18 protein-coding genes are annotated in these 24,940 nt (G+C 70.8%); 9 read left to right on the top strand and 9 right to left on the bottom strand.

Annotation, left to right across the window (positions count from 1 at the left end; genetic code table 11):
* Window positions 1-34 precede the first annotated feature (34 nt).
* The gene (locus PT931_RS10710) at window positions 35-2,863 is read left to right on the top strand and encodes an ATP-binding protein (protein WP_456245569.1); all 2,829 of its coding nucleotides are present in this window, start codon (window positions 35-37) and stop codon (window positions 2,861-2,863) included.
* Between the two features lie 58 nt (window positions 2,864-2,921).
* Here PT931_RS10710 and PT931_RS10705 read toward each other — a convergent pair whose 3' ends face one another.
* The 3 genes from PT931_RS10705 to PT931_RS10695 all read right to left on the bottom strand — a co-directional run bounded on the left by PT931_RS10705 (window position 2,922) and on the right by PT931_RS10695 (window position 6,613).
* Window positions 2,922-4,628, bottom strand: coding sequence for a hypothetical protein (locus PT931_RS10705; RefSeq protein ID WP_456245568.1), 1,707 nt, complete (start codon window positions 4,626-4,628; stop codon window positions 2,922-2,924).
* 446 nt (window positions 4,629-5,074) lie between these two features.
* On the bottom strand, window positions 5,075-6,046 hold the full coding sequence (locus tag PT931_RS10700; protein ID WP_456245567.1) for a quinone oxidoreductase family protein: 972 nt from the start codon (window positions 6,044-6,046) through the stop codon (window positions 5,075-5,077).
* A gap of 327 nt (window positions 6,047-6,373) precedes the next feature.
* Window positions 6,374-6,613, bottom strand: a complete 240-nt coding sequence (locus tag PT931_RS10695; RefSeq protein WP_456245566.1) for a DUF6289 family protein — start codon at window positions 6,611-6,613, stop codon at window positions 6,374-6,376.
* 163 nt (window positions 6,614-6,776) lie between these two features.
* On the opposite strand from PT931_RS10695, the gene PT931_RS10690 reads away from it, so the two are divergent.
* The gene (locus PT931_RS10690; protein WP_456245565.1) at window positions 6,777-9,581 is read left to right on the top strand and encodes a BTAD domain-containing putative transcriptional regulator; all 2,805 of its coding nucleotides are present in this window, start codon (window positions 6,777-6,779) and stop codon (window positions 9,579-9,581) included.
* 25 nt (window positions 9,582-9,606) lie between these two features.
* On the opposite strand, the gene PT931_RS10685 is transcribed toward PT931_RS10690, so the two are convergent.
* The 3 genes from PT931_RS10685 to PT931_RS10675 all read right to left on the bottom strand — a co-directional run bounded on the left by PT931_RS10685 (window position 9,607) and on the right by PT931_RS10675 (window position 12,945).
* The gene (locus PT931_RS10685; protein ID WP_456245564.1) at window positions 9,607-10,038 is read right to left on the bottom strand and encodes a hypothetical protein; all 432 of its coding nucleotides are present in this window, start codon (window positions 10,036-10,038) and stop codon (window positions 9,607-9,609) included.
* Between the two features lie 148 nt (window positions 10,039-10,186).
* Window positions 10,187-10,777 carry a sensor histidine kinase gene (locus tag PT931_RS10680; protein ID WP_456245563.1) on the bottom strand — a complete coding sequence of 197 codons (591 nt, stop codon included), beginning with the start codon at window positions 10,775-10,777 and terminating at the stop codon, window positions 10,187-10,189.
* A 458-nt stretch (window positions 10,778-11,235) separates the two neighbouring features.
* A complete protein-coding gene (locus PT931_RS10675; protein ID WP_456245562.1) occupies window positions 11,236-12,945 on the bottom strand; it encodes a leucine-rich repeat domain-containing protein in 1,710 nt (569 codons plus the stop codon).
* A 181-nt stretch (window positions 12,946-13,126) separates the two neighbouring features.
* On the opposite strand from PT931_RS10675, the gene PT931_RS10670 reads away from it, so the two are divergent.
* Both PT931_RS10670 and PT931_RS10665 read left to right on the top strand, forming a co-directional pair.
* A complete protein-coding gene (locus PT931_RS10670) occupies window positions 13,127-13,915 on the top strand; it encodes a class I SAM-dependent methyltransferase (RefSeq protein ID WP_456245561.1) in 789 nt (262 codons plus the stop codon).
* A gap of 146 nt (window positions 13,916-14,061) precedes the next feature.
* Window positions 14,062-14,232, top strand: a complete 171-nt coding sequence (locus tag PT931_RS10665; RefSeq protein ID WP_456245560.1) for a hypothetical protein — start codon at window positions 14,062-14,064, stop codon at window positions 14,230-14,232.
* 136 nt (window positions 14,233-14,368) lie between these two features.
* On the opposite strand, the gene PT931_RS10660 is transcribed toward PT931_RS10665, so the two are convergent.
* Complete coding sequence (locus PT931_RS10660; RefSeq protein WP_456245559.1) at window positions 14,369-15,316, bottom strand: hypothetical protein; 948 nt, start codon at window positions 15,314-15,316, stop codon at window positions 14,369-14,371.
* Between the two features lie 405 nt (window positions 15,317-15,721).
* On the opposite strand from PT931_RS10660, the gene PT931_RS10655 reads away from it, so the two are divergent.
* Both PT931_RS10655 and PT931_RS10650 read left to right on the top strand, forming a co-directional pair.
* A complete protein-coding gene (locus PT931_RS10655; protein ID WP_456245662.1) occupies window positions 15,722-16,459 on the top strand; it encodes a serine hydrolase domain-containing protein in 738 nt (245 codons plus the stop codon).
* Between the two features lie 84 nt (window positions 16,460-16,543).
* Window positions 16,544-17,329 (top strand): MerR family transcriptional regulator, encoded by a 786-nt coding sequence (locus PT931_RS10650; protein WP_456245558.1) that lies wholly within the window; start codon window positions 16,544-16,546, stop codon window positions 17,327-17,329.
* A gap of 285 nt (window positions 17,330-17,614) precedes the next feature.
* On the opposite strand, the gene PT931_RS10645 is transcribed toward PT931_RS10650, so the two are convergent.
* The gene (locus PT931_RS10645; protein ID WP_456245557.1) at window positions 17,615-18,355 is read right to left on the bottom strand and encodes a class I SAM-dependent methyltransferase; all 741 of its coding nucleotides are present in this window, start codon (window positions 18,353-18,355) and stop codon (window positions 17,615-17,617) included.
* Window positions 18,356-18,942: 587 nt separating this feature from the next.
* Window positions 18,943-19,560 carry an HAD family hydrolase gene (locus PT931_RS10640; RefSeq protein WP_456245556.1) on the bottom strand — a complete coding sequence of 206 codons (618 nt, stop codon included), beginning with the start codon at window positions 19,558-19,560 and terminating at the stop codon, window positions 18,943-18,945.
* Window positions 19,561-19,838: 278 nt separating this feature from the next.
* Here PT931_RS10640 and PT931_RS10635 point away from each other — a divergent pair, with 278 nt between their 5' ends.
* The 3 genes from PT931_RS10635 (at window position 19,839) to PT931_RS10625 (ending at window position 24,862) form a co-directional block, all read left to right on the top strand.
* The gene (locus PT931_RS10635; protein ID WP_456245555.1) at window positions 19,839-21,512 is read left to right on the top strand and encodes an RICIN domain-containing protein; all 1,674 of its coding nucleotides are present in this window, start codon (window positions 19,839-19,841) and stop codon (window positions 21,510-21,512) included.
* 324 nt (window positions 21,513-21,836) lie between these two features.
* Complete coding sequence (locus tag PT931_RS10630) at window positions 21,837-23,498, top strand: AMP-binding protein (protein WP_456245554.1); 1,662 nt, start codon at window positions 21,837-21,839, stop codon at window positions 23,496-23,498.
* Window positions 23,495-24,862 (top strand): MFS transporter, encoded by a 1,368-nt coding sequence (locus PT931_RS10625; protein ID WP_456245553.1) that lies wholly within the window; start codon window positions 23,495-23,497, stop codon window positions 24,860-24,862. Before PT931_RS10630 ends, PT931_RS10625 begins: the two co-directional genes overlap by 4 nt.
* The last annotated feature ends 78 nt before the right edge of the window (window positions 24,863-24,940 follow it).

Here is a 24,940-nt window from a genome sequence, read left to right as displayed (position 1 = left end):
GTTGTCGATCCCGTTTCGCGCCTACAATGTGCCGATGAACGGCGCCCCAGAGGGGACCGCGCCGGCACCTGGTCACGGTGACGGTGACCGGTCCGAGCGCGGCCGGACCGAGAAGATGGTCACCGACCTGATCGGCGCCGCGCCGTCGGTGGTGCTGATCGAAGGGGAGCTGGGGGTCGGCAAGTCCCACCTGCTGCGAAGACTCCGGACATCCACCACCGCGCGGGGGCGGCTCACCCTGTCGGCGGCGTGCGCACCCTTCGCCAGCGGACTCGGCCCGGTACTGGAGGCGGCGCTGAGCCACCCGCGCCTGCCGCCCCGCCCCAACCCCGTGCTGGGCGCCCTGGCTCCGCGACTACCCGAACTGGCCGATCGGCTACCCCCCGCGCTCCCACCTCTGCCGGATCCGCGCGCCGACCTCGCCCGCTGTTTCCGCGCCCTGCGGGAGCTGTTCTCGTTTCCGGCGCCCATGGTGCTGATGCTGGACGACCTCCAGTGGTGCGACGCCGCCACCCGGGCGTTCCTGCGCTACCTGTGCACGCACCGGCTACCCGCGTTGGCGATCGTGTTGGCGTACCGTCCCCACGCCGATCTGCCCCCGTTGACCCAACTGGCCGAGCCGGGCTTCCCCGTGGAGCACGTCCGGCTCGGCCCGCTCCGCGACACGGAAGCCGTCGCCCTGGCCGAGAAGCTCCACGGTCGGGGGCCGCTACCTCCGGGGTTGCGCCGCGCGCTGTCGCTGGCGGAGGGGCTGCCCCACGCGATCACCGCGCTGGTTCGAGACTTCGGTCGCGCCGCAGGTGGCGACCCAGGTGCGGGCACGCGGTCGGCCGCGGTCGCGATACCCAAGGCCCTGCGCGACGTCCACACCGAGTGGTTCCGGCTCTGCGGCAAGGAGGCGCGCACCCTGCTGCACGCCGCGGCGGTCTGCGAAAAGGCGGTCACCGAGGACGAGTTGCGCGTGCTGTCCGGACTGACGCCGACCGCGGTCAGCGACGCCATGGCCGAAGCCGTCGCGACCGGGGTTCTGCGCGAGGCGTCGCCGAATCACTTCCGCTGGAGCCGGGAGGCGGCGCGCCGCGTCGTGCACGAGTCGACCTCGCCCGCCACGAGGCGTCGGCTGCACCACACAGCCGCGGCGCTGCGGCCCCGCGACGCCGTGTTCACGGCGCACCACCTGTACCAGGCGGGCGACCTCGACCGCTGGCGTGACCACAGCGAACACCACGCCGACGCCGCGATCGGGTCCGGTGACTGGAGCACGGCGGTGCACCTGCTGCGCGCCCTGCTGTTCAACGCCGACCTCACCGACTCCGACCGGGTGCGGTTCGCGACGGTCCTCAGCCGGGCGGCGTTCGACGGGCTGGACTGCGAACAGATCGTCGTCACCGTGCGCGAGATCCTCTCGGAGGTGCCGCTGCCCGACGCGACGCGGGGCGAGCTGCGCAACAATCTGGGAATCCTGCTCCTGAGCCAGTTCGGCGACCACGAGGGCGGGTACCGGGAACTCGAGACCGCGGTCGGTGAACTCCGTGACAGCGACCCACCACTGGCGCTGAAGGTGATGTCCTCGCTCGCACTCCCCTATTCCGGCCAGCGGCACGTCGACACCCACCTCGGCTGGCTCGGCCGGGTCGAGGCCGGGCTCACCGCAGGTCCGCTCCCCGACCCGCTGACCGAGGCCACCATCCAGGTCAACCGGCTCACCGCCCTGATGACGGTCGGCGCCCCCGAGGCGTGGGCCGCGGCGGAGGTCGTCAGCCGCGACACGGACGACCCCGAGTTGGCCCGACAGCGGATGCGGGGCTGCCTGAATCTCGCAGACGGGGCGAGCTGGCTCGGACACTACGCGGCGGCGCAGGGCTTCCTCGTCCGAGGCCGGGACTGGTCCGCCCAGCTCGGAGCCGACTACCTCGCCGAACAGCTCCGGGTCACGGCGGTGCGGCTGAACTGGCTGCGCGGCGACTGGTCGACCCTGCGGGCGTCGGCGGAACAGCTCGTCGGGCGCTACCACGCGCTGCCGCGGGTCGCCTCCGAGTGCCGCCTCATCGCCGGCGCCCTCGCCTTCGAGCACGGGGACAGCCAGGCCGCCGTCAGCCTGCTCAGCGGTGTGGGCGCGGCCCGGGCTCGGGAAACGGCCGCACCGCCGGTCCGAGCCACGACCGGGGCGTTGCTGGCCCGCCACCACTACCACCGCGGCGCCAGGACGACGGCGACGCGGGAACTCGACAGCGCGTTGCGGATCATCCACCAGACCGGCCTGTGGGTATGGGCCAGCGAGCTCATGCCGATCGCCGTCGAGGTACTGCACGGCCTGGACCGCGGCACGGAGGTCGCAGCCCTCCTGCGGACGATGGAGCACGGCCTCGACGGCCGGGACGCCCCCGCCGCGACCGCGGGCCTGACGCTCGGCAAAGCCATGGACCTCGACCTGGGCGGCGGCAGAGCTCCCGACGTGGTCGCGGCCTACGACAACGCCCTGGCCTCGTTCACGGACCTGGGCCGCCCCTACTGGACGGCGACTACCCATGTGTGGCGCGACCGATTCGTGCACACCGAACTCCACCAGGAGACCGACGACCTCGAACGAGCCATCGAGATCTTCGAGGTACTCGGGGCGACCGCCGCCGGGAACGGCGCCAGGCGTTCCCTGCACAGCCGACAACCCAAGCGCCGCGGCAGGCCGAGCTACGGCCCCGCGCTGTCCCCCCGCGAGGCGCAGGTCGCCCACCTCGCCTCGGCGGGCCGCACCAATGCCCAGATCGCCGCGCGCCTGGGTCTGTCGGTCCGAACCGTCGAACAGCACATCGCGAAGGCGATGCGCAAGACCGGCGCCACCTCCCGGCACGAACTGACGTCGTGACGCCTCCCGTCGGAGCTCGTCGGCCGCGGGCCGCCACGGCACGAAGTCCCGGCCCTGTTCAGACCCAGCGCCGGATCTGGAAGTACAGGTTGAGGGGCGTCTGCTCCAGCGGCACCGTGTGGACCTGTCCCGCGGCGTCCTGGTAGGTGACCTGCTGCTTCAACACCTCGTTGGCGGCCTGGTTGTGCGACCGCTCCAGAGGCCACAGGTTCGGGTACGCGTCCGAACCCGCCCACTGGAGGTCCCGCACGTGGTCAGCCTCGTGCGTACCCCAGTCATAGCCGTACGCGCGCAGGAGCGCCCGGAACTGGTCCTGGACGACTCCGCCGCGGACCGCCCCGACCCGGACCCGGGGCCAGACGCTGTTGATGCTCGGGAAGAACTTGCTGCCGGTGCTCACACCGATCTTGATCACGTGCTCGCCGTTGTCGCGGCGCATCGCGCTCCTGCGGACATCGGACAGCCCCGGGGTGTTGGGCACGACCAGCCAGTCGGGTTCGGTGAGGAAGTAGCGGTTCTCGCCGAGCGTGATCGACATCGGGTACAGGCCCGGCGGCTTGTGCCAGTCCATCGGGATCGGATCGTTCTTCGTCCGGCCGGTCGGTGCCGCGCCGGCGGTTCCCCCGGGGGCGCCGGGTGCGCCCGGACCGCCCGCGCCGCCCCCGCCGGGTAGCAGGTTGAGCTGGTCCTCCGGGCTGGTCGCGGCGCTGAACAGCTTGCCGAGCAGGTCCTGGAGCGTCGCCAGGCCCTGGGTGATGTTGATCGTGGTGGCGGCCGGACCGTCGCCGGCCCCGGCGCTGTTGTAGCCCACGTCGACCGTGGCGCTCAGCGGGATCCTGTAGTCGAGGTTCTTGCGGACCAGTTCCCAGTCGCGGCGCCACTTGTAGCCGAGCAGCGTGGCCTCCAGGAAGGCTCTGAGGTCGAAGAACAGGTTGAAGTTCAGGCTCCGGTCCGCGTGACTGCGCAGGTGCAACCGGCCGCCGTGGTAGTACATCCCCACCCTGTCGTTGACCCGCAGTTCGGTCGACGCCCCGGTCGAGGCCGTCAGCCCGGCACCGATGGCCGCGATCTCCAGCCCGGCCGCCTTCGCGGCCGCCTTCAACGAGCCCTCCAACTGGAACGTGAGGGCCAGGCTGCCGGACAGGTCGAGATTGCCGATCATGCGGAACTCGTTGTCGGTGGCGAACATCTGCGGCACGGCCAGGATGGCGGCCACGCCCTCGGCCGCCTTGCTCCGCACGCGGTTGGCGGCGGCGGCCGGACCGAGGAGCCAGTCGAACATGCCGGCGGCCTCGGCTACCTTCTTCGATCGCATGCCCAACTGGATGTTGCGGATGCCCGCCCGGTACGCCCCGGTGACCCCCGCCTTCGCGGTGGCCTTGCCGTCCAGCCCGACCCGCACCCCGAGTTTCGGGATGCCCAGGGTGGCGAGCGGGATGTCACCGGTACTGAGCTCCCAGAGCTTGCTCGCGGCCCCCGCCGGCACGAGGTTCCAGTCGGGCACGTCGAGGACGACCTCACCGATCGGCCCCTCGCTGATCGTGGCCTGCGGGGTGTCCGGGACGCCCATCGTCGGACCGGCGTTCCGGGGCGCGGGGGCCGGCGTGGGCGCGGGTGCGGCGGGGGCACCGGCGGGAGCGCCGGCGTCGAGGGGCTCACGCTGGGCCACGTAGGCGGCCACGGCGGCGTTGCCGGCCGAGCGTTGCAGGGCCATCAGTCCGGCCGCGTTCCCGGCGGTCCGGGGGCGGGCGACGACAGCGCGCACCGGGGTACCCCGGTGTGTGTCCTCCGCTTCCGCTCTGGTGTGCGGCACCCGACCTCCCGAGGAGAAGACCCGCCTGTGGCCATGATGCGCCGCGTCCCACCCCGGGGCCTAGGTCCATTCGGGCAGGGCTGAACTCCCCCGGCTGGAGCACCGACCGTCCTGCGGGTCGCCCACAGCGGAAACAGGCCAGCCCCGACCCCGCCCGGCACGTACCAGGTCAGCGCCCTGCCCTGGCTCGCGTTCTCCAACCGTTGGAGCCCGGCCGAGCGGGACCAGTCCAACGGCGAACAGGGCAGCCGCGACGGCCGCACCCACGGCTCCCCACCACCTCGACGCCTCGGTTGTCGACGGCAGAGCCAGCGGCATCATCACGAGCCTGTAGCCTGCCACCCCTTCGCCTGCGGATCAGCCCGTCGGTCTGCTGGACCGTCCTCCGCGCCTCGTACCTACGGGATGACGAGCAGCTTGCCGGTGGTGCGCCGGGCCTCCAGATCGCTGTGGGCCCGGGCGACCTCGGCGAGCGGGTAGCGGTCCGTCACCATGATCTCCAGAGCCTTGGTGCGCACCCACTCGAGCACGTCGGCGGCGCGCCGGAGCAGCTCGGACCGGTCGGCGACGAAGTGCCCGAGGCTGGGCCGGATCAGGGTCAGCGAACCGCCCTGGGCGAGCCGGAGGGGGTCGAAGGGCGCCACGGCGCCACTCGCGGCTCCGAAGAGCACCAGGTGGCCGCGGGTTCGCAGGCTGGCGAGGCTCGCGTCGAAGGTGTCCCTGCCGACGCCGTCGAAGACGACGGGCACACCCTCGCCGCCGTTGAGCCGCTTCACCTCGGCCGCGAGATCGTCCACCGCGGAGTAGAGGATCACCTCGGCGGCCCCGGCGCGCCGAACCGACTCGGCCTTCTGCGGAGTCGACGTCGTGCCGATCACCCTGCCCCCGAGGTGGGTGATCAGTTGGGTCAGCAGCAGCCCCATGCCGCCCGCGGCGGCGTGCACGAGCACCGTGTCGCCCGGCTGGACCGGGTAGGCGTCCTTGACGAGGTAGTGCGCCGTCATGCCCTGCAGCAGCACGGCGGCGGCGGTCTCGAATGCGACACCGTCAGGCAGTGGCACGAGCCGGGAGGCGTCCACGACGGCCCGCTCGGCATAGGTGCCGGGAATCTCCACCCAACCGACCCGGTCCCCCACGGCGACGTCGACGACGCCGGGGCCGATCTCGACGACCGTACCCGCGCCCTCGGTGCCCGGGGTGAACGGCAGCGGGAGGGCGTAGCGGCCCTGGCGGTGGTAGACGTCGAGGAAGTTGACGCCGGACGCGGCGACCTCCACCACCGCCTGGCCCGGACCCGGCACCGGCCGATCGACGTCGACCAGTCGCAGCACCTCGGGACCGCCCACCTCGGAAACCTGAATCGCTCGCATGACCCCTCCTGAAACGGCTCTCTTCCCGCATCAACTCCCTTGATCGCGATCCGATTTCCGTCCCGCCAAGGTGTCACGGCCGTCACATCCACGTCAGCGGCAGAGCGACTCGCCGGCGGCTGAACATCGGAACCCCGGCACCCCGTCGGGCGGCTGTGTTCGTCCCTCCCGACTCCTGTCATGTGTGCTCGTGCGCCGCGCCAACGACGGTGGACCCGCGACGCGAACGGTCTCCGTGTCGCGCTCCGCCACACCCAGACCGAACAACCCGGCCTCGGGGCGCGACGGTTCCCGGCGTGATCGCGCCGGGAACCGCTCCTGGAAGGTTCAGCACTCCAGGGTGTAGCGGTACACGTACCGGCTGGAGGTCCCCCAGCTGCCGGCCGGGTTGGTCGGGCATCCCGTCCAGGTCTCGCCGATGAAGTGCGTGTGCGCGGCGTCGTCGAAGTACAGGGTCACCAACTGGGAGGTGCCCCCACCGCCGACCGGGATCGCCTGGGCAGGCGCGGCGCTGACGCCCACAGCCGTCAGAATGAGCGCCGCCGTGAGCAGAAGACGTCGAAACATGGGAATTCTCCTCGGTGTTCGATGAGGTTGACGGGCCCACTGTGATCCGTCGGGCCGCAACGGGGCTGGAGCCGGGCTGGAACGATCCCGACCGCGTCCGGTGTGCGACCGATCAGGTCGTCTGCGGGGATTCGTGGCTAGCGTGGGCAACGGAGGTGATCCGGTGTTCATCAGGCTGCTAGGTCCGGTCGACGTCCTCGACGGGGACGTGTCAGTGCCCGTGCCCGGGGCGCGCCGCAGGGCCGTTCTGGCCACGCTGGCGCTGGGCCGGGGAACCGTGGTCAGCACGGATCGACTGGTTGAGGCCGTCTGGGGCGCCGGCGCCCCGCCGGGTGCGTCGACCACGCTCCAGAGCCACGTCTCCTACCTGCGCAAGGTGTTGGGAGGTAGGGAGGCCATCATCTCCAGGCCACCCGGCTACCTGCTGGTCACCGGCACGGACGGCACCGACGTGGACGTCGCTGAGCGCCTGGTCGGCCGGGAGGCCCAGTCACCGGATCCGGCCACCCGTGCCCGGCACCTGCGGGCCGCGCTGCGCCTGTGGCGGGGCCGCTCGCTGCTGGACGTCGCCCGGACCTCGTGGCTCGACGAGCAGGCCGGGCGGCTGGACGACCTGTGGCTGCGGGCCAGGCGCGGGTTGGTCGACGCGTCGTTGGAACTGGGCGAGCACGCCCAGGTGCTGCCCGAGCTGGAGCTGCTGGTGCGCGAGTACCCCTTCGACGAGTGGATCCACGGCCAGCTGATGGTCGCCCTGTACCGGATGGGCCGTCAGTCCGACGCCCTCGGGGTGTGCCAGCGGCTCCGGTCCGCGCTGGTCGAGGAGCTGGGCGTCGAGGCGGGGCCGGCCCTGCGCGACCTGGAGGTGGCGATCCTCCGGCACGACCCGGCACTGGACCCGGCACCACCGGCGGGTCTCCAGCCGCGGCAGCCTGTGGTATCGCCCGCCGATCCGCCGGCCGACCTGCCCGCCCAGCTGCCCCTGGCCGTGCCGACCCTCGCCGGCCGTGCCCGGCACCTGTCGGGCCTGGACGCCCTGCTGAACCACCGGGACGCGGGGACCGTCGTCGCCACCGTCTCGGGCCCGGCCGGCGCCGGCAAGACCGCGCTCGCCGTGCACTGGGCCCACCGGGCCGCCGACGACTTCCCGGACGGCCAGCTGTACGTCAACCTGCGCGGCTTCGACCCCACCGGCCAGGCGGTCGACCCGGCCCAGGCGCTGCGCGGACTCCTCGAAGCTCTGGGGGTACCGGTCTCCCGGATCCCCGGTGACGTCGACGTCCTCGCCGCCACGTACCGCAGTACCCTCGCGGGCCGGCGGGTGCTGGTCCTGTTGGACAACGCCCGCGACGCCGAGCAGGTCCGCCCGCTGTTGCCCGGCTCGCCCGGCTGCATGGCACTCGTCACCAGTCGCGACCAGCTCACCGGCCTGACCACGGCCGAGGCGGCCGTTCCGGTCACCCTCGAACTGCTGTCCGCCGCGGAGGCCCGGGAACTTCTGGAGCTCCGGCTCGGCACCGACCGGGTGGCCGCCGAGCCCGACGGCGTCGAGGAGATCCTCCGGCACTGCGCCGGCCTGCCGCTCGCGTTGGCCATCGTCGCCGCCCGGGCCGCCACCCGGCCGGACTTCACCTTGGCGGTGCTCGCCGCGGAGCTACGTGGCGGGGTGCTCGACGTGCTCCAGGGCGGCGACGCGGCCACGGATCTGCGTGCGGTCTTCTGCTGGTCCTACCGCGCGGTCAGTCCGACGGCGGCCACCATGTTCCGGCTGCTGAGCCTGCATCCGGGCCCTGACATCGGGCGGGCGGTCGCGGCCAGCCTCGCGGGCGTCCCTCTCGCGGACGCGCGCGCCGCCCTCGGGGAACTACTGCGCGCGCACCTGCTCACCGAGCACACCCCGAGCCGGTACGTGCTCCATGACCTGTTGCGCGCCTATGCCCTGGAACTGGCGCACGAACACGACAGCGCCCCTGATCGGCGGACCGCGCTGGCCCGGATGTTCGACCACTTCCTGCATACCGCCCGGCCCGCCGCACATCTGCTCGCCCCGCACCTGCCGGCGGTCGCGGTGCCGGCGATCCGTTCCGGGGTCACGACCACCGTCCCGGGCTCGGCCGCTGACGCCGTGGCCTGGTTCACCCTCGAACGCCGGGTGGTCCTCGCCGTCGTGGAGCTGTGCGCGGCGAACGGGTTCGACGTCCACGCCTGGCAGCTCGCCTGGTCGATGACGCCGTTCCTGCACCCGCACGGCCACTGGTACGACCAGGGCCAGGTCGCGCGGACCGCCCTCGCGGCGGGCGTCCGGCTCGGCGACCCGCTGGCGCAGGCGTTCGCCCGGCGGGCCATCGCCGGAACACATGCCGAACTCGGTCAGCTGGAGGAGGCGGAACTGCACTACGGGCTGGCTCTGGAGCTGTTCGAGAAGCTGGACCTCCAGGAGATGGCCGCCAGGGTCCACCAGGGCCTGGCCTGGGTGTCCGAACGGCAGAACCGGCCGGCCGCCGCTCTGCACCACGCCGACCGGGCCTTGCGGGCGCTGACGGTCACCGGGCCGGCGAACGCCCGCGCCAACGCCCTCAACGGGTTGGGTTGGGCCCACGCGCTGTGCGGGGACTACCCGCGCGCGCTGGAATGCTGCGAACAGGCGTTGGCCGCGTGCCGGGATCTGGGTGACCGGGCCGGGCTCGCGTACACCTGGGACAGCCTCGGCTTCATCCGGCACCAGCTCGGCGAGTACCAGGAAGCGGTGCGTTGTTACCACCTCGCGCTCGACCTGCTGGCGCAGGTCGTCGATCCCAGCACCGAGGCCGAGGTGTTCACCCACCTGAGTGAGGCCCACGACGCGCTGGCCGATCCCGCCGCCGCACGGGCCGCCCGGAAACGTGCCCTGGGCATCCTCGACCAGTTGGACGCCCCGCCGGTCGACCGCCTCCGCGCCCGGTTGCTCAGCGCGGAGGCGGGTCGGGACTAGCATCGGCGCGGCCGACGGGCCGGCGCTAGCAGAGGAACTGCCCGCAGACCGCCGGGATCACGGCGTTGACCTGCCGGCTGCCGAAACCGGGAATGATCACGGACGTGGTGATGTCCTGGTCGACGTTGCTCGAACGCACCGTGAGATCGCAGAACGACGTGTCGGTCCGGCACCCGCCGCCGATCGGGACCCCGGCCGGAACGATCCAGGTGTACCCGCTGGCCGGGCCGTTCTGCACCGCGTTCTTGACGAAGTACGTCCCCGAAGCCCGGACGGTGCCGCAGGTGTTCTGCCGAGGCGGCAGGCCGGACGGGCGGATCTCACAGGTCAGTGTGGGCGCGACCAGCGGGGCGGGGACGCCGGCGGTGGGCGGGGCCGGCGCGGCGGCGGCCGGGGCGGTGAGTACTGCCGACGAGGCCACGAGCCCCAGTAGCGGCAGGGCGAGATTCCTCAACATGGGTCGCTCCTTCGGTGGGCGCACCGGATCGGTGCGGGCCACATCACCGTGCCGAACCGGCCTGGAACGCCCCTGGAGTCCGGCCGCACTCCGAGGTGCCCTGATCGCCCCGGAAGGTGGTCACGACACCGATCCGCGCCAGGACGTGTCACCCGGGTCGACGTCGCCGGGCGGGGAGTTGGACACAGGTGATCAGTCCGCCGCCGGTGCGGCTGGTGGCCGTGATCTTCCCGTGGTGCGTGGTGATGATCGCCTCGACGATCGCGAGCCCGAGTCCGAGTCCGTTCCCGCGCTCCCGGCCGCGGTGGAATGGTTCGAACAGGGCCGGGATCTCGTGCGGGTCCAGTGCCGGGCCGGTGTTGGTGACTTCCAGATATGACGTGTTCTCGGCCTGGCCGGTGGTCATCTCGACGGTGCCGTCGGCGTGGTTGTGCCGGATCGCGTTGGCCAGCAGGTTGAGCGCGACCTGACGGAGCAGGGCCGGGTCTCCTTCGACGGGCGCGGGGGCCGTGGTGAGCGTGATCCGGACTCCCGCCGCCTGGGCCTCCTCGGCCAGTTCCCGTGCCGCCGAGCGCGCTGCGTCGGCGAGGTCGGCCGGTCGGCGGTCGAGGACGGTGCTCTCCCCTCGGGCGAGGGTGAGCAGCGCCGTGATGAGCCGTTCGCTGCGGGCGTTGGCGGCCAGTGCGCGGACGGCGGGGAGCAGGTCGTCGGGAACCCGGCCCGAGGACGAGATCGGCATCCTCGACATCATCTGCTCCACACGCGTAGGTACCGGACGCAGACGAGCAATTGTCGAGGAACTCGAGCAGTCAATGGGGCAAGATGAGCGGCGAGGGATACCCAGCTCATCCTGACCAGCGGACGCCTCGGCCCAACATGTCCACCTCGCGCATCCCGAACACCAGCCCCGCGCCAGTGGTACGGGGCAGGCTGGAGCGGACCGATGGCGCAATCAGCCTCGTCGCCGAGATCTCCTATCCGCTGTGCTTGCCGTTCACGTCGAAGTCCCGCGACTTCCGCTCGAGCGTGACCTGATCCGGAACCGCAGCCTCGAATCCGACGGCACGACCGCGCCGGCCGGGTCGATGCGGCGGGTGTGGCCGAACGAGACGAACGGCAGATCGCCTGCGGCAACCACGGTCGGGGCACTGAGCACCTCGAACAGAACGGGCCGTCGCTCCACCTGCGCGGAGCCGCTCACGTTCCGAAGTCGATCCGGGCGGTCGGGTACGCGGCGGTGATCCGGTCACGGACGGCCTTGTGGAGCTTGTTGTTCCTGAGGCCGACCGTGGCCAGTTCGGGGAGGGTGTAGAACTCGGCCGGCAGGTATCGGAGCCGGTTGGCGGCGAGGTTGAGGGTCCGCAGCCGGCGGAACGCCCCGATCCCGGCGAGGTACTCGGGCTCGAGCTCACCGCGGTCGTCCTGCTTGCCCCATCCTCCGACGCGCAGCTCCTCCAGCGCGGTCAGTGCCATGCCGAGCAGTTCGCGCAGCACCGTGTGCGGCGGTACGGGCACGGTGCTGTGGCTGGAGTATCCGCTGATGTCGAGGACGCGCAGGGCGGGCAGGCGGCCGAGGTCCGGCAGCGGGACGTCGACCCGGGCGAGGCTGCCGCCGAGGTCGAGTTCCTCGAGCCGGGTCAGGCGGAGCAGGCTCTCGGGGACGGTATCGAAGTAGCGGTTGCTCAGGTCGAGCCGGCGCAGGTTCGGGAAGGTGGTGACCGCCTCGGGGAAGGAGGTCAGGTACAGGTAGCGGCTGCCGGCCAGGGACACCTCCTCGATGCCGGCCAGGCCGTGTGCGGACTCCGGGAACACGACGTTGGTCTCGTCCGCGACCAGCCGACGGAGCGCGACCAGGCCGCCGAAGGTCTCCGGCAGGAGGAACGGCGCCACCTCGGTCAGGTCCTCGTCCTGCTCGACCGACAACCAGGAGATGTCCAGCTCCTCCAGTGCGGCGAGCCGACCGATGGTCGCCGGCACGGTGAGCGTCACCTCGTTGCGCTCGCCGGTCCGGTTGCCGGCGAGCCGCAGTACCCGCAGGGCGGCCAGGTCGCCGATCGACTCGGGGAGGGAGGTCAGCCCGCAGTAGCGTAGGGACAGGTGCTCCAGGCTGGTGAGCGTGCCGAGCTCCGCGGGCAGTTCGCCGATCAGGTTGCCGTCCAGGATCAGGGTGCGCAGCCACGGTATCTGCAGTACCTCGGCGGGGAACTCCCGCAGCTTGCGTCCGGTCAGGTCGAGGTGCTCGACCCGGTCGGCCACGGCGCCGGCTATCCGTTCGCGCTTCCGCTCGGCCGATGTCCGGGCTCCCGGCAGCAGCACGGGCAGAGCGGACCGCAGCCGGTCCAGGAAATTCTCGATCAGCAGCCCACCGTCCTTGTCTACGACCTCGGGCACGAAGGCGTCGGCGATGTCCTTCCGGACGTAGTCGGCGCGGGCGACGTCACCGAGGTTGTCGACCCAGCGTGCGTCGGGCGCGTGTACCTCCATGATGTGCTCATACTCGATCACCCACGGGGTGTCGACCGTGCCGGTCCGCAGGGTGCCGTGGTTGTAGTAGCCGTAGACCAGGTGGGTGAAGGCGCCGTCGTGGATGTCGATCTCCGCGTCGCCGCCCTCCAGGGTCTCGGCCTCGGTGCGACCACCCACGTGCAGCCCCGGGTAGTCCTCGTAGAGCGCGATCCGACCCTTCACCGTCAGGTCGCCGGTCACCACGACCAACCTGTCGACGTCCCCGCCGTCCCCGCCCAGCAATGCGTCAACGGCTTCCAGGAAGTCCCCGTCGAGCGCGAGGTCGCCGTCGAAGAACAGCACCTCGTCGTAGTCGCCGTCCAGCCCGGCGGACAACGCGCCGTCCAGGCGGGCATCGGCGTCGGCGAAGGACAGCGACTCGGGGGTTGCGGACTTCGACATGCCCAAGATCATAGGCACGCATCCGTGCCAGTCGTGCTCACGGTCCACAGTGCAGCGTGGCGCCTCCGATGAGCCCGCCGAGCCGCCCGGCATGGGGCGTCTCCTGCGCCATGAGCGCGCCGCTCCTGGTGTTCCCTCGAGTGAGCAGGCGAAAGTGTCGGCGATCCGGCATCATTCACTCATGGTTGAGGAGAACTCCGTAGCTCACACTGCTGGCGTGGTCGGCGGTGACGCGAGCCGTCCGTGGCAGACACTGTCGTCGGGATTCGAGCAGGCGCGTGCCCGCGAGGACTCGCTGGATCGGCTCGTCGAGTGGCCCGCGGAGCGCGCTCTCCTCGGCGACGTCACCGGGCTGGCTGTCCTTGACGCGGGCTGCGGCAACGGAGCCAAAGTCGCACAGTTGGCCGACGATGGGGCCGCGGGGTCGGTCGGCGTGGACATCAGCGGGAACTTCATCGTCCCGCCGCCGCCGGGTGTTGAGCTCGTCGAGGGTGATCTCTCCGATCTAGCGGCGGTGCCGGGGCTCGCGGGCCGACGGTTCGACCGGATCCTGTTCCTGCAATCGTTCGGGTACGCGGCGGACGGGGTCAAGGCATTGCAGATCGCGCGTGACATGTTGACCGAGAACGGCTTCATCCTGCTCACTCGGACCCAACCGATCCGATACGCGATCGAGCGAGCGGAGCAGAACGGGACCTCACTGGGCGAGGAGTACTTCCGGACGGAGTCGTTCGCCTACCGGCACCGCAACTGGAACGACCAGGTGACCCTGACCAAGCGGCCGTACACGATCTCAGACCTGCTCAACACCTTCAGCGCGGCCGGGCTGTGGATCGAGGAGGCGGTCGAGCCGCAGATGGCTACCGAAGCCGCCGAGCGCTATCCCCATAAGCAGGCAGCTATGAACAAGTATCTCGGCATCCTGATGTTCAAGCTGCGTCCCTTGTCGGGGCCGCAGCCGAGTCGTTGAGCGCGGGCTACGGACTGGTCATGCGTCGGCCCGCGTAGCGTGTCCACGGTTCGGCGGGGCCTTTTCGGCGTCGATGAAGGCTCGCCGACGCAAAGAAGCTGTCGAGCCTCCTGCGTATCGTCGTGATCTGCGGCTCCACCCGCCTCGTGACCGATATGACCGAGGCCGATCTGCGGGAAACCAAAGCCGGGGAGATCGTCGTCAAACCGGGCTGCGACATGAAGCCGCCGCACGAGCTCTGGTCTGATCCCGTCGAGGCCGAGGTGCTGAAGGCTCGGCTCGACAGATCTGCACCGGGCGAAGATCCAGCTCGCTGACGAGGTGCTCGTCGTTGGCGACTACATCGGAGACAGCACCCGAGCCGAGATCGCCTACGCCCGGTCGCTGGGCAGAGCCGTGCGATTCACACTCCGTATGGCTGTCAGCGTCGTCGGGTGAGGTGCGACCGGGCCGTCACGGACTGGGGTTACGTTGGATAGGCACCTCGGCGACCGATTTGGCGGCTTCGACGACTTCGAAGCGGTCCCAGCCGCGCCAACGGCGGGCACGAACTGTGGTGCTGTTGTGCACAGGGAAGAATCGGCCGTGCTGCAAGTCCCGGTTCAGGTCATAGACGTAGCCGTCGGAGACCTCGACGTTGAGTCCCCGAGCCTTGCCGGTCACGAGCACCAGCAGGATGGTCCGCACACCGGTGATACCTATCCCCTGCACCTGGGTCAGGCGACCGTCGACCAGTGGGGCTCCGGCCGGAATGTTCACGGTCATCGGTGTGGGGTCGTCGCAGGTCGGGAACACCCTCTCCCCGCACAGGTCACCGGCGGCATCCAAGATGTCCAGCTCGTGCGTGAACCGGAACAGCGACCCGTCGTCGGCCGGCGATTCAGACCTCAGAAACGCCCGTACCCTCAGATCGAAGATTTCCAGCCGCGGCAGGTGCTTGTAGAACCGGACCTGCAGGACCGCGTCGTCACTGTCCCCGAACCGCTCCAGATACACCGGAAACTGGGTCTGGGGCGCGGTGACTACGTTGACCGCCTTCCGCCAGGTGAATGCCCGGATCGCGAACAGCCTGATGAACACGACCCCCACGAACAGAGCCGGAACCAGGACACCGATCATGGCGGCGGTGCTGGCCAGCATCTCGTGTAGATGGTTGCCTGGCTCGATCGGCAAGCTGTCCTGGCCGACGAGTGCTCTGAATGCCGCCAATGTGACACTGAGAAAGTTCTCATTCTTTCGGGCGGACAGTCCGTGCATTGCGGCGAACCCGGCCGCCAGGCTCAGGAGGCCTCCAAACGCCCCACAGATCAATACCCCCGCCGGCAGTCTCCCCACGTGCCAACGTAGCCCGCCAGCGAAGCGCGGATGCCGGGTGAGTAAAGGCAGACCACGCTTCGCCATGTGAGGATCCCCCGTCCTGAGGTCGACGCATCTCAACGATGCCACGCGGTCCATCGACTATGGACACGCTCCTGACCGTGCCAGCTCGGTGTTGTCGTTGGCCACGGTGTACCGCAGTCGACGCCCGGTGTGCCTCGTCAGCGAGGTGGCTTCACAGCCCGCGCAGCTCGCGCGCCACGATCTGGGCCAACGAGCGTAGCGGCGGCCAAGTCCACCGCGAGCGTTCACTGTGGTGCCATCACGCCTGGTGAGGTGGCTATGGACCTGCTCGACAAGTGCGAAACGCTCGGCTGGAATCCGATAGTCTTAGGTCATCAGCCCGCTTCTCTAGGCCCATCGGCTGATTCCCCGCGGCCTTGGCCCCCAATGCCGCAGGGTGACGGATCTTGACATTGGCGGCAGGACCTGGAGCTGGGGATCCCCATTCCCTACGGCCCCGCCGGCACCGAATGGCTGGACAACCGACTGAAGACCTACAGCCCACAGGAGCTGGTGGAACTGGCGCTGTCCAAGCCGGCGCGATTCGAGCCGGGGACAAGCTGGAGCTACTCCAACACCAACTACGTGCTGGCCCGGCTGCTGGTCGAGAAGGTCACCGGACACCCACTCGCCGAGGCGATGCGGCGGCTGATCCTGGGACCGCTCGGGCTGACGGGTACCGTGCTGCCGGAGGCCTCACCGGAGATCACCGAGCCGCATGCCCACGCCTACTACCGCTACGACGATGCCGGCGAGCAGAAGACCGTCGACATCACCCGCCAGAACCCGTCCTGGGTCTCCACCGGCGGTGACATGATCTCCACCACCCGGGACCTGCACACGTTCATCTCCGCACTGATGGGCGGCAAACTCCTGCCCGCCCCGCTCCTGGCCGAGATGTGCGCCCCGTACCCCACCGGAATCCCGAACATGGACTACGGCCTGGGAGTGTTCGTGCTGACCACCGAAGACGGCGACACTCTCATCTCCCACAACGGCGCCGCCGTCGGCCACGCCGCGCTCATGTACAGCACACCCGACGGCAGCAGGACCCTCACCGCCGCGCTGAACTGCGTGGACGACGCCGGCCTGTCCATCGCGACAGCCTTCCAGCAGGCCCAGCACAAGCTCGTCAACCAGGTGTTCACCGCCGCGACGACCTGAACACCCGCGTCGGCTGCCGACATGGCAAGATCCCGGCGACCGTGACGCGCACGGTCGCCGGGCTGGACAATGGGGGCGGATCGGATGCGCAACGGGATCACAATCGGGCAGGCGGCGGCGTTCATCGGCGTCACCGTGAAGACCGTGCGGCACTACCACAAGCTCGGCCTGGCCGCCGAGCCCGAACGCGACGGCTCCGGCTACCGGCGGTACGGATCAGCGGAGCTGGTGCGCCTTGTGCGGGTCCGAACCCTGGCCGCCGCCGGGGTGCCGCTCGCCGAGATCGGGCCCCTGCTCGACGCCGACGCCACGCAGTTCGCCATCTCGCTCTTCGACGTCGAACGCCAGCTCACCGCTCGGATCGAGGAGCTGACCGCCCGGCGTGACATGCTGCACCGCCTCGCCGACGGCGACCGGGCACTCCTGGGCGACCGCGCCGTGGCGCTCCTGGAACGGATGGCCGGCCTCGGGCTCCCCGCCGAGGAGGTGGCGAAGGCCCGCGAGGGCTGGGTGCTGGCCAAGGCCCTGGTCCCGGACGGCTTCGACGACTACCTCACCCACGTCGCCCACGCCCTCGACGACCCCCGGTACGTCGCCCTGATCCAACGCGCCGCCCAGGCCGCGGCGTGGGAACCTGACGACCCACGGATAGAAGAACTCGCCACCGACATGGCCGAGCACTACCTCGCCCACCCTGACCACCTGAAAATCGTGACGGCTCTGCAGGCCCGCACCGACACCGCGACCCGGTACACGCTGATCGCCCACCACGGCGAGGAGCCGACACCGGCCACCACGCGGGCGGCGGCGGTGTTGGAGACCAGGCTCCGCGCCGCGGGCATCCAGATCCCCAGACCGAACGCCCACTGACCACGCCGCCACAGGGCCACAGGGCCACAGGGCCACAGGGCCACAGGGCCACAGGGCCACAGGGCCACAGGGTCGACGCTGCCCTGTCCGCCCCTGCGCCGGCAAGCCACCCCAGCATCTGGACAGCTAGCGGCCGCCTGGGGATGACAGGGGGAAGCGACCGCGCGGACGTCGCGCGGCATCTGGAGGAAGCCGATGGGTCGTCCACAGCCGGCGTCGGCCAGCGATCCACGGGGCGAGGCGCCCGAACGAAACAACCCTCTGGCGCTCCATCACGGTACTGAATCAGGACAGGGCGACCAGCCGGTAGAGCGGGTCCGGCCGGGGCGCATCCTGGTCCGGCAGCGACTCCAGGTCCCGGCACAACGCGGCGATCTCCCCGACGCCAGCCTCACGACTCCACAGGAAGCGGCCCGACATGATGCGCTCACGCCATTGCCGCGGACTCCGCCCCTGCCCGATTCCGACGAAACTCGCCTCACCTACCAGCCTGAGTCCGTGCCCGGCCGCCAGGTCGGCCACCCTTCCGAAACTGTCGGACGCACGCGAGGCGTACTTGTACTTGCGCCGCAAGGGTGCCGTCACCGCGGCGATGTCGCTGTCGACGCTGAACGCGGCCTCATTCTTGTCCACGGTAGTGACCAGCACGCCCCCGCCCCGCAGGACCCGCGCGCCCTCGGCGAGCACCGGCGCCGCGTCAGACAGCAGATGCAGCAACCAGACGAGCACCACCGCGTCCACGCGGGCCGATCCGACCGGCAGGCGCGTGGCATCGCCGAGCACCACACCGTCCGGCAGCCGCCCGGCGGCCAGCTCCATCATCCCCCACGAACGGTCCACACCCAGCACCGCGCGCATCGGGCGGCGCAGCCGCGTCGTGACGATGCCAGTACCGCACGCGACATCAACCAGCGTGCGCGTTCCTTCTGGGAGCAACCGCTCGACGGCCTCCGCCGCGGCAGCCGCCCGTACCTCCCCACCTCGCGAGACGTCGTAGGTGGCAGCCCCACCGTCGTAGTCGATCACCGCCACAACCTAACCGAACACGCACCTCGTCTCCACAACCGCCTCCGCCCGCAGCGACACCAGGGGGCGGCCGGGGCCGGCCATCCTCGTGCCAGCCGGTCGGGCGTGACGGGGGACGGTGCGGTCGATCCGGTGCGGCGGCGCGACGCGGTTGGGATCGCCGCTCCGGTCATACCTCGGCAAGTCGCTGGACGACCAGCGTGGTGATGGCCTGGCGGGTCGCGCGCGGGTCGACGGCCTCAGCGGTGGCGCCCATGCACAGCATGCCCGGCGCGTGCTACGCGTCTTGGTCAAGCCGTCCCGGAGTTGTCACAGACCGGCTCGACAACCACACCCAGCCCGGGTCGGAAGTCGCCATCGGCCAGATCGACGGCCAGCCGGTTCGCTACGCCTATGGAGCCCCCCCTTCTCGCCGCTTTTCCTGGCCGCAGCCCGCACCGCCGCCGCACACGCCTCATAGGTCCAACCAGCGTCAGCCAGCAGCGCGGCCAGCTTGGCGTTGCGGGTACGACCCGTGAACGCAGCCTCCTCGGCCCGGGTACCTTATTCAACCTCTTCAACACCCTGCTCACCGGGAAGTCAGCAACTCACCGGGAGGTCAGCAACGCCAGAGCCTCGGCCGGGTGCGACAGGACAGCGTGCGCCGGTTCGGCCGGGTCGTGCAGATGCCCCCAGCGGGCAGCGAGAGCCTGGGCACCGGCGGCGTGCGCGGCGCGCAGGTCGACGTTGGCGTCACCGACGTAGCCGATGGCGGACGGCTCGATACCCAACTCGGCGGCCACCCGCAGCAGGCCGTCGGGCGCGGGCTTGGCCGCAACCTGATCGCCACCCACCACCAGCTGCGGGTGGATGCCCACCGGGCCGAGCAGTGCGTGTGCGGCGCGGCACGTCGTGCCGGTGAACACCACCACCGGCAGGCCCATGCCGACTAGCGCCGCCAGCGTGGGCAGGATTCCCGGGTACGGGGTCACCGCCACGCCGCCCAGCAGTCGGTAGTACACGTCCGGCTCGCCGTCGGACAGGGAACGGCCCAGGAAGTGCTCCAGGATGACCTCGGGCGTGCCCAGCGAGTAGGCCGCCACGACCTCCGCCGCATCGGGCCGGGATCCGCCCAGTTCTGCGATCGCGTCCGCCAAGGCATCGGGCACCACCCCGGTCGAGTCGATCAGAGTGCCGTCCATGTCCCACACCAGATGGCTCACCATCCGCCCATCTTGCCCACACAGGCACACGCGCCATCGCCGGGGTGCGCATGGTCGGTCGCCGTCGACCCATCGCGTGGCCCAGCCCCGCGACATCCGCGGCGGTACCGCGCCTGACATTTGTCATGGGCAGGCGGTGACAAATGGCCGAGATGCGCACCCGCCCCCCTTGTGAAGATCAACAAATGAACTTCTCTGCACGCATTTTCACAGGCACTAGGCAAACACTGCTCAGGCTGCGGGGAACTCTCGGGCTGCGAGGCACGGTGGTGGTGCTCGCGGTGTCGTCTCTGGTGGCACCGCTGACCGGGGCCGGGCAGGCGGATGCCGACAGCGTGATCGTGGTGGACCCGGCCAGGTACAACATGTATCCGCGGGAGGTCGATTCGCGCATAGCTGGTAGCGCCCGAGCAGTCATCGAAGGGGCCGAGGCGAAAGGCGTCGTGCAGCGGGTGTCGGCGCTGAGCGTCGCCCAGTCCGCCGAGCACCGGGGTCGGAGCCTGACTGGATGTCACGACACCCCTCTCAACCCGTTGTACAAGTTCAACGGCTTCTGCTGGGACAGCGCCGACGACACCACCAGCGCGTGGAGCAACGGCTGGCACAACCAGGGGTTCACCGGTTCCCACGACGCGGACGCCGGCGGCACGATCGACGGCCACCACCTGTACATGGCGGACTGGTACAAGGGTGACGGCCCGGTCCGTGGCGTGCGGGGCCGGGTCTCCATCCTGGAGTCGACCGGCACGTCCTGGACCTACGGGCACGTTCTCCTCGTCAAGCCCACTGGCGACCGGTTCAACCCCGGCTACACGCCGGTCGACGACTTCCACGGTGACGGCATGACGTGGTACGGGGATCGTCTGTACGTAGCCAACGGCGGCGAACTCCAGATCTACGACCTGAACCATCTGTGGAAGGTGAACAACACCGAGGACGTCGCCTCGGTGACTCCCGGTATCCAGGGCGGTGTATCACGAGGCTACGGGCACACGTGGGTGCTGCCGATGATCGCCCGGTACTCCAACCGCACCAAGGCCCAGCAGGACTCCGCCGGGAACCACAGCAACCAGTACTGCGACGGTGACATCGCCTGCCTGAGCGCCCTGAGCCTCGACCGCAGCGGCTTCTCCGCGCCTCGCCTGATCTCCGCCCGGCACGCCGCCTACGCCAACGCCCCCGTGGTCACCTGGAGCATCGACGAGTTCACCGAGGGCGGCACCGCCACCGTGACGGCGAAGTCCGCCTTCCTGGCACCGGTCATCAAAATGCAGGGGGTGGCGACCGATGGCGTGAACTTCTACATCGCCGCGAACTGCCCCACCGGTTACCTGGCCGAGTATGACGACACGGTTCACCCGTACTCCTGCATCTGGCAGGCCATGCCCGGCGGAGGTGCCGAGGTGCTCACCCGGTCGCAGCACGTCACCCAGAACCTGTCCTACGCTCGCGGCTCCGGTCGGCTGTGGGGCATGAGCGAGTACCTCGGGGACCGCGTCGTCTTCTCCCTGCGGCCACAGGAGGACGACGGATACCAGTACCTGTACAACAACTTCAGCAAGCTGTGCGCTGGCGTCGGCAGCAAGCTCGACTGGAGCAAGCCGGTCAAGCAGTGGGGTTGCAACAACGCCCAGGACGAACGCTGGCTCGTCCAGGACACCACCGACAACAACGGCAACCCCGCGATCTTCCTCCGCAACGTCCTGTCCAACCAGTGCATGGGCGCGGACAACAGCCTCGCCAATGACACCGACATCATCCAGTACCCCTGTAACGGCGCGGTGGACGAGAAGTGGTGGTACAACCACATCACCGGCACGCTGCGGAACGTCTACTCGGGCAAATGCCTCGGCCTGGGCGCCGACGCAGACAAGGGCAGCCACCTCATCCAGTGGACCTGCAACAACGCCAAGGATGAAGTCTGGATCCTGTCTCCCACCGCTCCCAACATCTGACCCCGTGAGCGCGGGTCCGTCAGCACGCAGCTGGCGGGCCCGCGGCGACCGGACCGGCTGGTCGGAGGCTGCTCCGCCTGCGATGGTGTGTCACTTCGAGCCTGCCTCCCGGCATCGAGTCCCCGTCGCGGCCGGATACGGCAAGTTGCCGTCACTTCGAGGCCACCTGCCGGCCGCGCCCGTCGCCATGCGCAGCCCTGGACGGGCTGTGGTCCATCATGGCCAGTTGTCCACCGGGAACTGTCCGGGGCGGGGCTCTAACACGCAGTCACGATCATCGATCAAGGGTTCCACAGTGGAGCGTGATCATGTAGCTTCCCGCATATGTGGGAGACCTTGATCCAGCCGGCCGTCGAGCAGGCCGCCCTGTACCGTGCGCGCGGATGGTGGCGCGACCAGACCTTCCTCGACGACCTGGCCCGGGCCGTCGACCGCTCACCCGACCGGGCCGCGATCATCGCCTACCAGGGCCGCGAGCACGCCCGGACCCTCAGCTACGCGCGACTGGCCGGCACGGTGGCCCGGTTCGCCGGCGCGCTGACCGAGCTCGGCGTCGGCCGCGGCGACGTGGTCGCCATCCACCTGCCCAACCAGTGGATGCTCACCCCGCTGTACCTGGCCTGCGTGCGGATCGGCGCCGTCGTCGCCCCGATCATCCCGGCGCTGGGTGCCCGGGAGCTCGGCCAGGTCCTGCGCCGCACCGCCGCGAAGGTGTGCTTCGCCCCGGACGTCCTCGACGGCGTCGACTACGTCACCCGGGTCGCCGAGGCCGCGCCGCCGACCCTGGATCACCACGTGGTGGTCGGCGCCCCGCCGCCGGGCGCGCTGGACTTCACGACGTTCTTCGTCGACACCCCGTGGGAGGAGCGCCACCCGCTGACCGGGGTCGAGCCGCTCGGCGCGGACGACGTGAGCCTGCTGCTGGTCACCTCCGGCACCACCGGCGAGCCCAAGGCCGTCGCGCACACCCAGAACACCCTCTACGCCGCCGTGCGCACCGTGAGCGAGCCCTACCGGCTCGGGGCCGACGAGGTGATCGCCATTCCGCACTACCTGACCCACATGGCCGGCTTCAGCTACGCCGTGCACATGCCGCTGCTGCTCGGCGGTACCTGCGTCATGCAGGACACCGCCGACATGGCCCTGTTCCGCGACGTGGTCGCCGAGCACGGGGTCACCTTCGGTTACGCCGCGCCGCTGTACGTCGCCGGTCTGCTCGCCGCCCAGGGCGACGACCCGAAAGACCTCAGGACTCTGCGGTACCTGCTGTCCGGGTCCGCTCCGATCCCGCCCGACCTGGTCACCGAGGTGCGCGAGGCGCTCGGCGTGGAGCTCGGCGCGCTGTGGGGCATGACCGAGAACGGCGCGGTCACCCTCACCCGCCCCGAGGATCCCGCAGGCTGGGCCGCGGACAGCGACGGTCGGCCCGAGCCCTGGATGGAGGTGCGGATCGACGCCGAGCCGGGCGCGGACCTGGGCCGGCTACTGGTCCGGGGCGCCTCGCAGACCGTCGGGTACCTCGACCAGGCCGACGTGTACGCCGCCCAGACCGACGCCGACGGCTGGTTCGACACCGGCGACATGGCGCGACCCGACGGGCGCGGCGGGATCCGCATCACCGGCCGCCGGGCGGATCTGATCACCACCCGGCAGGCGGCCAAGGTGCCCACCCTGGAGGTCGAGGGCGTCCTGACCCGGCACCCGGCCGTCCGCGAGGTGGTGCTGATCGGCTACCCCGATCCCGACTTCCCCAGCGCCGACTGCGTCTGCGCGGTCGTGGTCGCCGACGGCGGGCCGCCGACCCTGGACCAGCTCACGAAGTTCCTCGACGCGGAGCGGATGACCTGGGAGAACTGGCCGGTCCGGCTGGAGCTCGTGCCCGAGCTGCCGAAGAACTCACTCGGCAAGGTGCTCCGGCCGATCCTGCGGGCCCGGCTCGAGGACGGGACCCTCGGCCCTGTCGGTGCGGCCGGCGGGTCCGCGTGAACGGGCGGTGGGCCGTGTTCGGGGCGGCGGCCGCCGGCACGTTCCTCGGCGCGCTCGACCTCAACGTGGTACCGGTCGCCTTCGACGACATCACGGGATCGTTCCCGCAGGCCACGCTCGGCGCGTTGTCGTGGGTGACGACCGGGTACGCGGTCGCGTTCGGCGCGGCGCTGCTGCCCGCCGGGGCGCTCGCCGACCGGCTCGGCCGGCGGGCGGTGTTCCTGATCGGCCTGTCGCTGTTCACCGTGGCCTCGGCGTGCTGCGCGCTGGCCGGCGGCGTCGGCATGCTGATCGCCGCCCGGTTCGTGCAGGGCGTCGGCGCCGGCACCATGACCCCGCTGGCGCTCGCGCTGATCCTGCCGGCGTTCGGCCCGGCCGCCCGGGGACGGGCGATCGGGCTGTGGAGCGCCGTCGGCGCCCTGGCGGCCGCGGCAGGGCCGGCGGTGGGCGGACTGCTGGTCGGCGCGGACAGCTGGCGGCTGGTCTTCTGGTTCACGGTGCCGTTGGGCGCGGTGGCCGTGGCTGTGGGCTGGCGGGTGCTGCCCCGGGTCGACGAGGGCCGCGACGGCCCCGGCCGGCTTCCTGACCTGCTGGGCGCAGCACTGCTCGCCGCAGCCGTCGGCGCGGCGGCACTCGGCCTGGCCTCCGGCGGCGACTGGGGCTGGACCAGCCCGGCCACCCTGGGCACGCTCGGCGCCGCGGTGGCGCTGTCGGTCGGCTTCGGCCTGCGCACCGCCCGGATCGCCGACCCACTGATCCGACCGGGCCTGCTGCGGCTGCGCCCGGTCCGGGTCGCCAATGTCGCGCTGCTGCTGTTCGGGCTGCTCTACTTCGCCCTCCAACTCGCCAACGCGCTGTTCCTGACCAGCGTCTGGGACTACACGGCCCTGGAGGCCGGGCTCGCGCTGACCCCGGGCGCGGTGGTCGCCACCGCCGCGAGTTACGTCGGCGGGCCGGCCGGGGCCAGATACGGCAACCGGGTGATCGCGCAGGTCAGCGTCCTGCTCTTCGGTGCCGGCTGCCTGATGCTGGCGCTGGGCACCGGCCCGGGCAGCAGCTATGTGACCGGTTTCCTGCCCGGGCTGCTGGTGTCCAGCGTGGGGTCCAGCGCGGCGTTCTCGGTGCTGGCCGCCGCGGCCGTGGAGTCGGTGCCGGCCGCGGAGCTCGGGGTCGGCAGCGCGTTGTCCGTGACATCCCGGGCGATCGGCGCCTCGCTGGGCTTCGCCGGGCTCGCGGCGCTGCTGGCGTCGCCGGCGGGCGGGGTACTCGCCGGGTACCACCGGGCGTGGTGGATCGTCGCGGTGGGCACCGTGGTGACGGCGGTGGCCGCGACCGCGATCCGCCGCCCGGCCACGACCGCCTGATCACAGGAGAACCGACCCGTCGAGGCCCAGGGGTCGGCCGCGCCCGTCGCGGACCTCGGGAGGTGCTCGCCGTGATGA

Source organism: Longispora urticae, from assembly GCF_053902585.1.
The sequence above is the reverse complement of the archived record's forward strand: the minus strand, read 5'-3'. Positions and strand labels throughout refer to the sequence as shown.

What these genes read in the sequence shown, in the direction of transcription:
- PT931_RS10710 (WP_456245569.1), top strand. Translation starts at nt 35, where the DNA reads ATGAACGGCGCCCCAGAGGGGACCGCGCCGGCACCTGGTCACGGTGAC.
- PT931_RS10700 (WP_456245567.1), bottom strand. Translation starts at nt 6,046, where the DNA reads ATGCGAGCGATTCAGGTTTCCGAGGTGGGCGGTCCCGAGGTGCTGCGA.
- PT931_RS10695 (WP_456245566.1), bottom strand. Translation starts at nt 6,613, where the DNA reads ATGTTTCGACGTCTTCTGCTCACGGCGGCGCTCATTCTGACGGCTGTG.
- PT931_RS10685 (WP_456245564.1), bottom strand. Translation starts at nt 10,038, where the DNA reads ATGTTGAGGAATCTCGCCCTGCCGCTACTGGGGCTCGTGGCCTCGTCG.
- PT931_RS10680 (WP_456245563.1), bottom strand. Translation starts at nt 10,777, where the DNA reads ATGCCGATCTCGTCCTCGGGCCGGGTTCCCGACGACCTGCTCCCCGCC.
- PT931_RS10675 (WP_456245562.1), bottom strand. Translation starts at nt 12,945, where the DNA reads ATGTCGAAGTCCGCAACCCCCGAGTCGCTGTCCTTCGCCGACGCCGAT.
- PT931_RS10670 (WP_456245561.1), top strand. Translation starts at nt 13,127, where the DNA reads ATGGTTGAGGAGAACTCCGTAGCTCACACTGCTGGCGTGGTCGGCGGT.
- PT931_RS10660 (WP_456245559.1), bottom strand. Translation starts at nt 15,316, where the DNA reads ATGGCGAAGCGTGGTCTGCCTTTACTCACCCGGCATCCGCGCTTCGCT.
- PT931_RS10650 (WP_456245558.1), top strand. Translation starts at nt 16,544, where the DNA reads ATGCGCAACGGGATCACAATCGGGCAGGCGGCGGCGTTCATCGGCGTC.
- PT931_RS10640 (WP_456245556.1), bottom strand. Translation starts at nt 19,560, where the DNA reads ATGGTGAGCCATCTGGTGTGGGACATGGACGGCACTCTGATCGACTCG.
- PT931_RS10630 (WP_456245554.1), top strand. Translation starts at nt 21,837, where the DNA reads ATGTGGGAGACCTTGATCCAGCCGGCCGTCGAGCAGGCCGCCCTGTAC.